The 14085-nt window shown below is 62.3% G+C and carries 10 protein-coding genes; 5 read left to right on the forward strand and 5 right to left on the reverse strand.

Translation table 11 applies throughout. From position 1 onward, the window contains the following. Window positions 1-35 precede the first annotated feature (35 nt). Window positions 36-1163, reverse strand: a complete 1128-nt coding sequence (locus AB5Y89_RS13980) for an S-(hydroxymethyl)glutathione dehydrogenase/class III alcohol dehydrogenase (RefSeq protein WP_010672469.1) — start codon at window positions 1161-1163, stop codon at window positions 36-38. Window positions 1164-1281: 118 nt separating this feature from the next. On the opposite strand from AB5Y89_RS13980, the gene AB5Y89_RS13985 reads away from it, so the two are divergent. Further along, a complete protein-coding gene (locus tag AB5Y89_RS13985) occupies window positions 1282-2187 on the forward strand; it encodes a LysR substrate-binding domain-containing protein (RefSeq protein ID WP_039039541.1) in 906 nt (301 codons plus the stop codon). A gap of 63 nt (window positions 2188-2250) precedes the next feature. Here AB5Y89_RS13985 and AB5Y89_RS13990 read toward each other — a convergent pair whose 3' ends face one another. The 4 genes from AB5Y89_RS13990 to AB5Y89_RS14005 form a co-directional block, all read right to left on the reverse strand. Continuing rightward, window positions 2251-3216 carry an ABC transporter permease gene (locus AB5Y89_RS13990; protein ID WP_368224001.1) on the reverse strand — a complete coding sequence of 322 codons (966 nt, stop codon included), beginning with the start codon at window positions 3214-3216 and terminating at the stop codon, window positions 2251-2253. Between the two features lie 2 nt (window positions 3217-3218). Next, a complete protein-coding gene (locus tag AB5Y89_RS13995) occupies window positions 3219-4337 on the reverse strand; it encodes an ABC transporter permease (protein ID WP_010672473.1) in 1119 nt (372 codons plus the stop codon). A gap of 79 nt (window positions 4338-4416) precedes the next feature. Then, window positions 4417-5994: an ABC transporter ATP-binding protein gene (locus AB5Y89_RS14000; protein ID WP_039039558.1), complete on the reverse strand. Its 1578-nt coding sequence runs from the start codon at window positions 5992-5994 to the stop codon at window positions 4417-4419. A gap of 101 nt (window positions 5995-6095) precedes the next feature. Next, window positions 6096-7094, reverse strand: coding sequence for a BMP family protein (locus AB5Y89_RS14005; protein WP_041212138.1), 999 nt, complete (start codon window positions 7092-7094; stop codon window positions 6096-6098). Window positions 7095-7682: 588 nt separating this feature from the next. On the opposite strand from AB5Y89_RS14005, the gene AB5Y89_RS14010 reads away from it, so the two are divergent. The 4 genes from AB5Y89_RS14010 to AB5Y89_RS14025 all read left to right on the forward strand — a co-directional run. Then, window positions 7683-9590: a hypothetical protein gene (locus AB5Y89_RS14010; RefSeq protein WP_368224002.1), complete on the forward strand. Its 1908-nt coding sequence runs from the start codon at window positions 7683-7685 to the stop codon at window positions 9588-9590. Between the two features lie 64 nt (window positions 9591-9654). Next, entirely contained in the window at window positions 9655-10056 is a 402-nt protein-coding gene (locus AB5Y89_RS14015) for a hypothetical protein (RefSeq protein WP_127464642.1), read from the forward strand. 68 nt (window positions 10057-10124) lie between these two features. After that, the gene (uvrD, locus tag AB5Y89_RS14020) at window positions 10125-12296 is read left to right on the forward strand and encodes a DNA helicase II (RefSeq protein WP_010635485.1); all 2172 of its coding nucleotides are present in this window, start codon (window positions 10125-10127) and stop codon (window positions 12294-12296) included. Window positions 12297-13099: 803 nt separating this feature from the next. Beyond that, the coding region (locus tag AB5Y89_RS14025) for an IS481-like element ISAs19 family transposase (protein ID WP_368223271.1) at window positions 13100-14085 on the forward strand (986 nt) is incomplete at its 3' end.

A 14085-nucleotide genomic window follows, 5' to 3' on the forward strand; every position in this document is an offset into this window, starting at 1 on the left:
GCCCCGCCCATGCGATGGGCGGGGCGCTCATGGGATCAGTAATGGATGACGGTGCGGATGCTCTTGCCTTCGTGCATCAGATCGAACGCCTCGTTGATCTGCTCGAGGGGCATGGTGTGGGTGATGAAGTCGTCCAGCTTGAACTCACCCTGCATGTAGCGCTGTACGTAGCTCGGCAGCTCGCTGCGACCGCGCACGCCCCCGAAGGCGCTGCCGCGCCACACCCGGCCGGTGACCAGCTGGAACGGACGGGTGCTGATCTCCTGGCCCGCGCCGGCCACGCCGATGATGACGGATTCGCCCCAGCCCTTGTGGCAGCACTCCAGCGCCGCGCGCATCACCTTGACGTTGCCGATGCACTCGAAGGAGAAGTCGACGCCGCCGTCGGTCATCTCGACGATCACCTCCTGGATGGGCTTGTCGAACGTGTTCGGGTTGATGCAGTCGGTGGCACCCAGCTTGCGGGCCAGCTCGAACTTGCTCTCGTTGATGTCGATGGCGATGATGCGGCCGGCCTTGGCCAGGCGCGCGCCTATGATGGCGGAGAGGCCGATGCCCCCCAGCCCGAAGATGGCGACGCTCTCACCCTCTTTCACCTTGGCGGTGTTCATCACGGCGCCGATGCCGGTGGTGACGCCGCAGCCCAGCAGGCAGACCTCTTCCAGCGGGGCGGCCGGATCCACCTTGGCGATGGAGATCTCGGGCAGTACCGTGTATTCGCTGAAGGTGGAGGTGCCCATGTAGTGGTAGATAGGCTGGCCGTCCTTGGAGAAGCGGGTGGTGCCGTCCGGCATCAGCCCCTTGCCCTGGGTGGCGCGGATCTTCTGGCACAGGTTGGTCTTGCCGGATTTGCAGAACTTGCACTCGCCGCACTCGGGGGTGTAGAGCGGGATCACGTGATCGCCGACCTTGACGCTGGTGACGCCCTCGCCGACGGACTCGACGATACCGCCCCCTTCATGGCCCAGGATGCAGGGGAAGACCCCTTCCGGATCTTCACCGGAGAGGGTGAAGGCATCGGTGTGGCAGACGCCGGTCGCGACGATGCGCACCCGCACCTCGCCGGCCTGGGGCGGCATGACCTCGACCTCTTCGATGGAGAGGGGCTGACCCGGTCCCCAGGCGATGGCGGCTTTACACTTGATGCTCTGAACCTGTGCCATGAATGACGTCCTCGTAGTGGTTGGATGAACGGAAATGAGTTCGGAGATCCAGTGTAGTTTCCCGCCGATTTGGTGATAATAACGCTAAGTATCAAATCACTTTTACACACAGGTAATAATGTTCGGCTGGGAAGGGGTCTGTGAATTTGTCAGCGTGGCGGAGCAGGGGGGCTTTACCCCGGCCGCGCGCAAGCTCGGGGTGTCGGTGGCCCAGGTGAGCCGCCAGGTGGCGCAGCTCGAAGACAGGCTGCAGGCCAAGCTGCTGCTGCGCACCACCCGCCAGGTGCGACTCACCGAACTCGGGGAGATCTATTTTCGCCATTGCCGCCAGTTGCTGGACAACCTCTACGAGGCGGAGCTGGCGGTGGGACGCCATCAGGCGGTGCCCCAGGGCTCCTTGCGCATCACGGCCCCGGTCTCCTACGGCGAGAGCCGCATCGCTCCCCTGGTGAACGACTTTATGGTGCGCTTCCCCCAGCTGGAGGTGACCCTCAATCTCACCAACCAGTTGCTGGATCTGGTGCACGAGGGATTCGATCTGGCGATCCGCCTCGGCCACCTCAAGGATTCGACCCTGGTGGCCCGCAAGCTGGCGCAGCGGGTTCCCTATGTGTGCGCCTCCCCTGCTTATACCGCCCGCCACGGCATGCCCAACAGTCTCTCGGAGCTGGCCCGTCACACCTGCCTGGTGGGCAACGGGGACGAGTGGCACTTCACCCTGAACGGTAAACCCCACAGCGTGCGGGTACGCGGTCTGCTGCAGTGCAACAGCGGCCACGCCCTGCTGGATGCGGCCATCAAGGGGATCGGCATCATCCAGTTGCCGGACTACTACGTGAGCGACCACCTCGCCCGGGGGGAGCTCATCGAGCTGCTGCCGGAGCTGCGGGCCCCCGAGGAGGGGATCTGGGCCCTCTATCCCCACAACCGCCACCTCTCTCCCAAGGTGCGGCTGCTGGTGGACTATCTGGCCGAGCGCCTCAGTGATCCCCATCAACCCGCCCTGGTGCGCCCCATCGGTTGAGCCGTCGCCCGAAAAAGAAAAGGCCCGCATGTGCGGGCCTTTTGCATGGCATGAAGGGCGGGGCTATTCCCGCTCCTTGACGTAGGGGGTGCCGAGGGCCTTGGGGGCCACCGCCTTGCCGATGAAACCGGCCAGCAGGAAGACCGTCAGGATGTAGGGCAGCGCCTCGATGGCCTGCACCGGGATCGGGAAATCGCCGATGCTGACCCCTTGCAGCCGGATGGCGACCGCGTCGAGGAAGCCGAACAGCAGACAGGCCGCCATGGCGTTCCAGGGGCGCCACTTGCCGAACACCAGGGCCGCCAGCGCCATGAAGCCCTTGCCCGCGCTCATGTTGGGGATGAACTGGGCGGTCTGGGCCACCGCCAGATAGGTGCCCCCGATCCCCGCCAGCAGGCCGCCGATGATGAGGGCGGTATAGCGCATCCGCACTACAGAGATACCGGCGGTGTCGACCGCCGCCGGGGCTTCGCCCACCGCCCGCAGCCGCAGGCCGAAGCGGGTGCGGAACAGCACCCACCAGGCCAGGGGCACGGCGGCGAACGCCACGTACTCCAGCAGGGAGTGACCGCTCAAGAGCTCGCTGTAGAGCTGGCCGATGACGGGCACGTCATAGAGCTCCTTGGCATAGGGCAGGTCGATGGGGGCGAAGCGCGCCGCACCGGAGAGCGCCGGGGTCTGGCCACCCTGATCGAACCAGTAGCGCCCCAGGGTCACGGTGAGACCGGCCGCCAGGATGTTGATGGCCATGCCGCTCACCACCTGATCACCCCGGTGGGTGATGGTGGCGAAGCCGTGCAGCAGGGCGAACAGGATGGACACCCCCACCCCGACCCCCAGCCCAATCCAGGCGGAACCGGTGACGGCGGCCGCCGCCGCACTGGCGAAGGCGGAGGCCAGCAGCTTGCCCTCCAGGGCGATGTTGACCACCCCGGAGCGTTCACAAAACATCCCGGCCATAGCGGCAAGAATGAGCGGCGGCGCGGTGCGGATGGTGGCGTCCAGCATCAGGATCAGCATTTCGAACATGATCAGGCTCCTTTCACTTGGGCGGCCGGGCGGTTGGCAAAGGCCAGATAGGCCTGCTCGATGCGCGGGCGCAGCATGTGCTCCAGGGCGCCGCAGAACAGGATCACCAGACCCTGCAGCACCACGACGATGTTGCGGTCCACCCCGAACTCGAAGCTGAGCTCGGCGCCGCCCTGGTAGAGGAAGCCGAACAGCAGGCTGGCGATGATGACGCCGACCGGGTGGTTGCGGCCCATCAGGGCCACCGCGATGCCGGTGAAGCCGAAGCCTTCCACGAAGTTGAGCTTGATCTGGTGCAGCTCACCCTGCAGCACGTTGAGGGCGAAGAAGCCCGCCAGCATGCCGGAGATCACCATGGCCAGGATCACCACCTTGGGGTAGGAGATGCCCGCATAGGCGGAGGCACTCTGGCTTGCGCCCACGGAGCGGATCTCGTAGCCCCAGCGGGTATGCCAGATGAAGACCCACACCAGGGCCGCACAGATCAGCGCCCAGAAGAAGCTGATGTTGAGGGGGCTGTTGGGCATGGCGATGCCGAAACCGGCCGCCAGCTCGCTCATCTTCGGCAGCCAGCTCGCCACGGCGAACACCTTGCTCTCGGTGGCCATGGATCCTGGCGGCTTGAAGACGTCGACCAAGAGGTAGGCCATCAGGGAGGCGGCGATGAAGTTGAACATGATGGTGGTGATGACGATGTGGCTGCCCCGCTTGGCTTGCAGCCAGGCCGGGATGAAGGCCCAGGCCGCGCCGAACAGGCCGCCGGCGATGATGGCGAGCGGCAGCAGCAGGGCGAACGGCAACACGTCCCCGAGCAGCAGACAGACCAGACCGACCCCGAGGCCGCCGATATAGGCCTGCCCTTCACCGCCGATGTTGAACAGGCCGGCGTGGAAGGCCACCGCCACCGCCAGACCGGTGAAGATGAAACCGGTGGCGTAATAGAGGGTGAAGCCTATCCCCTCGCCGGTGCCGAAGGCGCCGTACCACATGATTTCGGCTGCCTCGATGGGGCTGATGTCGAGGTAATAGAACAGGATGGCCGACACCAGGAAGGCCAGCAGGATATTGACTGCGGGCAGCACGCCCACGGATATCCAGGCAGGAACACGTGCTTGGCTCATGAATGGACCTCCTTGATATCGTCGGGGACTGGTGTGTTGACCATCATCAGGCCGAATCCGTTACAAGTGGTTGTGACCTTCATGATGTGGCTCCTTGTGATTGGCTTGCCGCCACGTCGTCAGGAACTATGTTCGCCATCATCAGGCCGATGGTGCGTTCATCCGCCCTGGCGCCGTCCAGCTCGCCGACGATGCGGCCATCGGCGATGACCAGAATGCGGTCGGAGAGGCTCATGATCTCGTCCAGCTCCACCGACACCAGCAGCACCGCCTTGCCCTTGTCGCGCATGGCGATGATCTGCTGGTGGATGTACTCAATGGCGCCGATGTCGACGCCCCGGGTCGGCTGGCCGACCAGCAGCACATCCGGGTCCTGCTCCACTTCCCGGGCGATCACCAGCTTCTGCTGGTTGCCGCCGGAGAAGTTGGCGGTCTTGTGCTCCGGGCTCGGCGGGCGCACGTCCCACTTGTCCATCTTGGCCTGGCAATCCTGGCGGATCGCCTCCTTGTCCTGCAGCCAGCCCTTGTTGTACTGGGCACGGCGGTGATAACCGAGGATGAAGGCCTCTTTCGCCTCGAAGCGGTTGATGAGCCCCATCTTGTGCCTGTCTTCCGGGATGTGGCCGAGGCCGAAGTTGCGCACCTGCTCCGGGTCGGCCGGGTGGCTCTGGCTCACCTCGTGGCGCTGCGCCCCGGCGATGGTGAAGCCGCCCTTGCTGGGCTTGAGGATGCCGCCGAGCATGCTGAGCAGCTCGGACTGGCCGTTGCCGGAGACCCCGGCGATGCCGACCACTTCCCCCGCCCGCACTTCGAAGCTGACGGATTTGACCCGTTCCACCCCGGCGTCATCGACGTAAGAGAGGCCCTCGACCTTGAGCTTGGCCTCGCCCGGCTGGGCGGTGCCCTTGTCGACCTTGAGGCGCACCTTGCGGCCCACCATCAGCTCGGCGAGCTGCTCCTTGTCGGTGTCTTTGGTGGCGACATGGGCCACCATTTCACCCCGGCGCATGATGGAGACCTGGTCCGTGATGGCCAGGATCTCCCGCAGCTTGTGGGTGATGAGGATGACGGTCGCCCCCTGATCCCGCAGCTTTTTCAGCACCTCGAACAGGTGATCCGCCTCTTGCGGGGTCAGCACCCCGGTGGGCTCGTCGAGGATCAGGATGCGGGCACCGCGATAGAGCGCCTTGAGGATCTCGACCCGCTGTTGCAGGCCCACCGGCAGATCCTCGACCTTCTCGTGCAGCGGCACCTCGAGACCATAGTCCCGTGCCAGCTCGCCCAGCAGCTTCTCGGCGGCCGCCAGGCTCTTGCCCAGGCGCCAGCCGTTCTCGGCCCCCAGGATGACGTTTTCCAATACGGTAAAGTTGTTCACCAGCATGAAGTGCTGGTGCACCATGCCCACCCCGGCGGCAATCGCATCTTGGGAGCCATGGGGTTTGAACGGATTCCCGTCGATCAGCATCTCGCCTCTGTCGGCGTGGTAGAAACCGTAAATGATGCTCATCAGGGTCGACTTGCCGGCGCCATTTTCGCCGACGATGCCGTGAATGCTGCCTTTACGAACCTGAAGGTCGATCTGCTTGTTGGCGTACACGTCGCCGAACCGCTTATCGATACCCCTTAATTCGATGGCATAGCGATCTGTCTGGTCCATGATGCAGTCCTTGCGGGTCATGAAGTAGAGACTAAAAACCGGCCCGTGCGGGCCGGTCATCACTGGTTGAGAGTCGTAGCAGTGACTCGGTATTTGCAGGATCAGTACTTACAGGAGTTGTCGCTCATGTAGTCGTGCACCTTGATCTTGCCGGCGATGATGTCGGCCTTGATGCTCTCGACCTTGGCTTTCATTTCCGGGGTGATCAGCTTGGCGTTGTTCTCGTCCAGCGCCCAGTCAACCCCGCCTTCGGCCAGACCCAGGGATTGGATACCCGGCTTCCAGCTGCCCTTGGCGGCGTCATCCCAGCTCTTGTACGCGGCCAGACCCACGGACTTGACCATGGAGGTCAGCATGGTGCCCGGTTGCAGGTGGTTCTGGTTGGAATCCACACCGATGGCCAGCTTGCCTTCGTCCTTGGCAGCCTGATAGACACCGATACCGGTGCCACCGGCGGCGGCATAGACCACATCGGCGCCCTTGGCGAACTGGGACTTGGCCAGTTCTGCACCCTTGGCCGGGTCGGCGAAGGCTGCCGGGGTGGAGCCGGTCATGTTCTGATAGACGTCGATCTTCGGATTGATGTACTTGGCGCCCTGCTCATAGCCGCACTGGAACTTGCGGATCAGCGGGATGTCCATGCCGCCCACGAAGCCGACCTTGCCGGTCTTGGAGGCGATGGCCGCCAGGGCACCCACCAGGAAGGAACCTTCATGCTCCTTGAAGATGAGGGACTGGACGTTCGGCTTGTCGACCACCATGTCGATGATGGTGAACTGGGTGTTCGGGAACTCGGTGGCGACTTTCTCTACCGCGGAACCCATGTTGAAGCCGACGGCGACGATGGGGCCGTTGCCACGGCTGGCCAGACGACGCAGGCCCTGCTCGCGCTGGGCTTCGTTCTGGGGTTCGAACTCCTTGACCTTGACGCCTTTGTCCTTGTTGTAGACTTCGACGCCGTTGCGGAACACGGCTTCGTTGAAGGACTTGTCGAATTTGCCTGCGGTGTCATAGATGACGGCGGGCTCGGAGGCTGCCTGGGCGGACAGGGCAGCGAGGGTGAGGGCGGCCACGGTGGCCAGCTTGAGCACTTTAGTCACGATCGTATCCTTGATTGTTATGTGAGGGTCCACAACCTGTCTTGGCAGGTCATAAAGCACGCTGGCTAACTGTAAGTGAGCCAGCCCGTTGGTCAAGGGGATCATAGAGGAAAAACGTTTGCGTTAACGGTTTGAAATATAAGCAAATTGCCTTATAAGTGTTTGTTTTATGGTGTTTTTGCAGAATTAAATTCCGGGATTAATAGGGCTCGATCGACATTTGTGTTTGGATTCATGACGTTAGGCGCAACCGTTTTCCTCCCCTGATGAAAAAACTGGCTTCCATCGGCACCAGCCCTGCGGCCTCATCGACGCCACGCTGGCGGGCGGGCTGGCTGATCGCCAGGAGGTCCGCCCCGGGTGTGACAGCCCACGATGGGTGGCTATTTCCCCTCCCAGGGCCGTCGTCTGTGGCCGTTTTTCCTGCTCGCTCGGGGCCTGCGTGATGGCAAGCACACTCATATGGAAATGCATTGGTGTTTGTCATATGGGTACGCTAGGTTATACCCGGATTAACTTGGCCCCCGGGATGGGGCCGTATTTTTGACATTTGTTCGGGTGATAAAAATGAAAAAAAACGTGCTGAGTATGGCAGTGGCTTGTGTGTTGTCCGGTGTCATGTTGACCGCTTGCGGGGGCGGTGGTGACGATAACGGTGGCGGCAGCAATGGTGGCAACAATGGCGGTGGCACCGACACCGGCAGCAAGCCTCTTCACACTGCCGTCTTCCTGGATTCCGTCGTAGGTGGCCTCGACTATCGGTGCAACGATTACACCGGTGTCACCAATGCCAAGGGTGAATTCCTGTTTGATGATGGCGACACCTGCGAATTCGCATTGGGCAACCAGCGCCTGGGGGCGGTGACCCTCAAGGCGGGCAACTCGCTGGTAACCCCTTACACCCTGGCGGGTGACGACAAGGAGAAAGCGATCCGCATTGCGGCATTGCTGCAGACGCTCGACAGCGACAGCAATCCGGAGAACGGCATCACCCTCGACAAGGCGCAGGTCGCGCAACTGGGGATCGTCGAACTGGGTAGCGATGACGCCTTCAACACCTCCCTGGTTGAGGCGCTGAAAACAGCGGGCCTCACCAAAGCCGTCGTCTCTCTGGCTGCGGCGAAAGCCCACCTCTCCGCCACCCTGGCTGGCGTCAATGGCCGCTCCGTGGCGGTCGACAAGGTGCTGAGCGATCTGCAGGGACTGACCGATCTGAAAAACCTGGACGTCGAGAGCAAGTTCAAGGAGTACAAGGAGACCCTGCAGGCCGAGACCGGTGAGAGCGGCAAGGCCGATCGCCAGATCGTGCTGGCCATGCTGACCATGCTGGAGGTGACCAACAACCCCGTGGTGGCTGAACGCCTGGGCTTCACCTCGTCCGCCATTGGCAGTGGTTACAGCACCAGCCTGGCCAAGGTGATGGATGTCATCATCCACACCCCCGGCACCGCCTCCGTGGCGCTCAAAGGTGGCAAGGGATATACCCGTGACGTGGCCAAGCTGATGGGCGCCTATGCCGACAGCCTGGAAAACGTCGCGGCTGCCCTGGCCGATATCCAGGATCCGGATTACAGCGCCACCTATGGCGATGACGATACCGTCACCCTCCACCTCGACGGTGCCAAGGCACTGCGGGCGTCGGCGATGGCGATGGCATCGGCCCTCAACATCGCCGCCTCCTACCAGTACGGTCCGGACAGCGCCTATGTCACCCTGCAGGAAGAAGTGACCTTGCCGCGTATGCACATCAAGGACACCTGGGGAATGCAGCCGACCACCACCTATGAAGAGAGCAGCAGCACCTTCGAGACCCAGTTCAGTCAGCAGGAAATCGAGCCGGATGCGCTGGTGGCGCACGCCGATTTCTTCCGTTTGACCGACGATGCCAAAGCACGGTTGGCCAAGGCCAAGTCGCAGTTGAAGGATGCGGTGAGCCTCGCTCTGACCATCGATCAGAGCAAGCTGGACGAGTCGTTGACCCAGGATGAGATCGAGGCCAATGCCGCGACTCTCAAGGAGCTGGCGAACCACTTTGCAGGCACTGTGCCCACTATCCAGTGGGAAAGCGTCGAGACCCGATACGTCAATACCGGCATGGGCTGGCAGCCTCAAGAGGTGGGGGTGAAGTACAACATCAATGTGCTGCCGTTCTTCGATGAGATGCTGGATCGCAGTGACATGACCATCAAGGTGACCGGCGGCTGTGATGGCGCCGTGGGGGCGCGGGATGCCGAGCTGTCCAAGGCCATGGGAGAGCCCATGTGTCTCATCACGAGCGACGAGTTCAAGGCACTTGCCCAAAGCGATCGCGGCGCACTGAAGTACATCGGCTGGATGCAGGAAGATCAGGAGAGCCACACCGCCATCTATGCCAAGGGGGTGGGTTATGACTGGTCAACCCAGATGACGCCGGTGGCCGGGTCGACCTTTGACAAGGTCTTCGTCTCCTGTACCGACCTGGATGACAACAAGGTCAGCTGTGCCGATCAGCTGTAAACCAGTGGGAGCGCTCCTGACGGGGGCGCTCCTGTTGTGGATGCCAGTGGCACAGGCTGCCGGCATGCTGACGCGCTACACCGATTATCGGGAGCGTGTCTTCGATCGTCAGGGTCAGTTGCAATATCAATTGACCACCCACGAATACTTGCAGCGGATGCCCAGCGGGCGTCCGTCATTGTCCAGTCTGTTTGCGTTGCGAGAGATGCAACGAGCATCACTGCAGCTCAAGCAGGGCACCTTGATGGTGAATGACGTCATCGTGCGCTTCGAGCATGGGCATTATCAGGACGGCATGCTGGTGATGGGTAACACGGAAGTGACCCTGCCTGAGGGTCGCATGCTGGCCGCTTCACTGCGATTTGATCCCGTCCAGCAGGTGCTGGATGCCCCCCGCGCCCGGTTGCTCAGCTTTTCCGGTGAGGTACTGGGCCAATACCGGGACTATCACCGCCCCCTTCGTTGATCCTGCCGGTTGGTCTCTGGCGGCTCAGGCCGTATAATCCCCGCCTGTATAAATAAACAGGAGTGGTGATGGACGTTTCAACCCTGCTCGACGGGCTCAATGACAAGCAAAGAGACGCGGTGGCGGCCCCCCGTTGCAACCTGCTGGTGCTGGCCGGTGCCGGTTCGGGCAAGACCCGGGTGCTGGTGCACCGTATCGCCTGGCTGATGCAGGTGGAACGCTGTTCACCCTTCTCCATCATCGCGGTCACCTTTACCAACAAGGCGGCGGCCGAGATGCGTGGCCGGGTCGAGAAGGTGATCGGCGACGGCGTGCGCGGCATGTGGATCGGCACCTTCCACGGCATCGCCCACCGCTTGCTGCGGGCCCACCATCTGGATGCGGGGCTGCCACAGGATTTCCAGATCCTCGACTCCGACGACCAGTACCGCCTCATTCGCCGGGTGCTCAAGGCGCTCAACCTCGACGAGAAGCACTGGGCCCCGCGCGCCGTGATGGGCTACATCAACGGCAAGAAGGACGAGGGGCTGCGCCCCGGCGACATCGACCTCTACGGCGACCCCGTCACCCGCACCTATCAGCAGATCTACAAGACCTATCAGGAGACCTGCGATCGCTCCGGGCTGGTGGATTTTGCCGAGCTCCTGCTGCGCGCCCACGAGCTGTGGCTCAACAAGCCGCACATCCTCGAGCACTACCGCGACCGCTTCCAGAACATCCTGGTGGACGAGTTCCAGGATACCAACGGTATCCAGTACGCCTGGCTGCGCATGCTGGCCGGCGACAGCGGCAAGGTGATGATCGTCGGCGACGATGACCAGTCCATCTACGGCTGGCGCGGCGCCAAGATCGAGAACATCCAGCGCTTCCTGACCGACTATCAGGGCGCCGAGACCATCCGCCTCGAGCAGAACTACCGCTCCACCGCCAATATCCTCAAAGCCGCCAACTGCGTCATCGCCAACAACGCCGAGCGCCTCGGCAAGGAGCTGTGGACCGAGGGGGCCGAGGGTGAGCCGATTTCGCTGTACGCCGCCTTCAACGAGGTGGACGAAGCACGCTTCGTGGTCGGCCGCCTCAAGGATTGGAAAGAGAAGGGCGGTTTGCTCGCCGACTGCGCCATCCTCTATCGCTCCAACGCCCAGTCGCGGGTGCTGGAAGAGGCGCTGATGCAGGACGCCATGCCCTACCGCATCTACGGCGGCCTGCGCTTCTTCGAGCGCCAGGAAATCAAAGACGCCATGGCCTACCTGCGGCTTATCAACAACCGTGGCGACGACGCCAGCTTCGAGCGGGTGGTCAACACCCCGACCCGCGGCATCGGCGATCGCACCCTCGAGATCCTGCGCAACAACGCCCGGGATCAGGGCCAGAACCTGTGGCAATCGGCCAAGGCGCTGCTCAATGACAAGGTGCTGACCGGCCGCGCCGGCAACGCGGTGCGCGGCTTTGTGGATCTCATCGACGCGCTGGAGGAGCAGGTCTCCCTGCTGCCCCTGCACCAGCAGGCGGATATCGCCATCCAGCACTCCGGCCTCAAGGCGATGTATCTGGCGGAAAAAGGCGAGAAATCCCAGGCGCGGGTAGAAAACCTGGACGAACTGGTCACCGCCTGCCGCCAGTACCAGCGCCCGGACGAGCTGGAGGACATGAGCGATCTCTCCGCCTTCCTCGCCCACGCGGCGCTGGAATCTGGCGAGAATCAGGCGGACGAATATGCCGACGCGGTGCAGCTGATGACATTGCACAGTGCCAAGGGGCTGGAGTTCCCGCTGGTGCTGCTGGTCGGCGTGGAAGAGGGCATGTTCCCCAGCCAGCAATCCACCGAGGAGTCGGGGCGGCTGGAGGAGGAGCGGCGCCTCTGTTACGTGGGCATGACCCGCGCCATGGAGAAGCTCTACATCTGTTATGCCGAGAGCCGCCGCATCTACGGCCGCGAGATGTTCCACAAGCCGAGCCGCTTTATCCGCGAAATGCCCGCCGAGTGCCTGGAAGAGATCCGGCTGCGCACCCAGGTCAGCCGCCCCACCCAGTACGGCCGCTTCAGCCAGAACGAGGTGCAGCAGAGCTTCGACGCCAGCGGCATCAAGCTCGGCCAGCGGGTGCTCCATCCGAAATTCGGGGAAGGCATAGTGCTGAACTTCGAAGGGGTCGGCCAGCAGAGCCGGGTGCAGATCCAGTTCGACGACGTCGGCGCCAAGTGGCTGGTGACGGCCTATGCCAGATTGGAGGCGCTCTAATCCCCTCACCCTGACCCTCTCCCAACGGGAGAGGGGATCATCCCCGCCTCCTTCTCCCCTGCGGGGGAGGGTCTGTTCCCGTGGTCGTTTTTGCTTCCTTCTCCCATGGCGGGAGAGGGGCCAGTTCCCGAGATCGTCTTTGCTCCCTTCTCCCCTTGTGGGAGAAGGGTTGGGGATGAGGGGGCGCTTGCTGATGGCATTGCTGGCGCCGTGCAGGATGCGAGGGCTTGGCCCTCGACAGGGTTTCGCCCGCCCTTCGGGCCTGGGCGAGTGACTTTGGAAAGACCCAAAGTCACCAAAGGTCTTCTCCCCCGCCAATCCGCTGGCTTCGCCAGTCCCCTCAGTTCAGAGCCAACGTCGGACGGGCCGCCGCAGACGGCACATCCCTGTGCCGGCTGCGGCTACGCCATCATCCCTGATGGCGTCCCTGACGTTGTCTCTGATCCTCGGCGGATTGGAGGGGGATCAATACCGTGCCTGCCTTTGGCTTAGAAGCATCCTGGATAGTCACTTAAGCCAGAACGAGGGTCGCACGATCTCTGAGACCAGCGGCATCAAGCTCGGTCGGCGGGTGCTTCATCGGAAATCGGGGAAGGGACAGTGCTGAACTTCGAGGGGGTCGGTGTCAAGTGGCCAGCCGCTGACTGCTCCAGACTGGAAGCGCCTGACTTCTTTTGTCTTTTAAATACACTAACTGTATGGAGATGGTATTCACCTGACAGTTGCCCACAAAAGGGAGTGGTCATACGGCTTCAAACCGGATAACAAAACGGTACCCCTACCGTGTTATCTGGAGTCACCGTATGACCACCAACGAGAAAGTAGCACGTCGTAAACTCAGCCTGCTAGAACTCGCCAAAGAGCTCAATAACGTCAGCAAAGCCTGCAAGCTCATCGGCTACAGTCGTCAGCAGTTCTACGAAATCCGTCGTAATTACCAGACCTATGGCGCCGAGGGCTTGCTCGACAAACTGCCCGGCTGTAAAGGGGCTCATCCCAACCGGGTCGCGCCCGAGATTGAGCAGGCCATCCTCGATTACTCCCTCACCAGGCCTACTCACGGTCCGCTGCGGGTCGCGCAAGAACTAGCTCTGCAAGGCATCAACGTCAGTGCCGGCGGCGTGCGTGGCGTGTGGCAACGTCACGATTTGCTCTCCAAACACGACCGCTTGCTGCGCCTTGAGAAAACCCATCGGGAACAAACGATTGAGCTCAATGACGAGCAAATTCGCCTGCTCGAGCGCTTCAGCCCCGAGTTTCGCGAACGCCAGATTGAGGTCCACTACACCGGGGAACTGGTGGCGGTCGACACCTTCTTCGTCGGCGCGCTCAAGGGGGTCGGCAAGGTGTATCTGCAAACCGTGCTGGACTGCTATAGCCGCCACGCCTGGGGGCGGCTCTACACCAGCAAGCTGCCCATCACCTCGGTCCATGTGCTCAACGAAACGGTGCTGCCATTCTTTGAAACCCACGAGGCACGGGTCTATACCATCCTGTCAGATAACGGGCGCGAGTTCTGTGGGCGCCCTGACCATCATCCCTACGAGCTGTTTCTGCAACTGGAGGGAATTGAACACCGGACAACCAAGGTACGCAGGCCGCAGAGCAATGGCTTTATCGAGCGGTTGCACCGCACACTGCTGGATGAGCACTTCCGTATCAAGGGGAGGACGACCTGGTATGAGTCGGTGGAGCAGATGCAGACAGACCTGGATAGCTACCTGGAACACTACAACACCCAGCGGCCACATCAGGGCAGGATGATGGAGGGTCAGACCCCCTACAGCAT

The sequence above is a fragment of the Aeromonas sp. s4 genome (assembly GCF_040907855.1).
GTDB lineage: Bacteria > Pseudomonadota > Gammaproteobacteria > Enterobacterales > Aeromonadaceae > Aeromonas > Aeromonas caviae.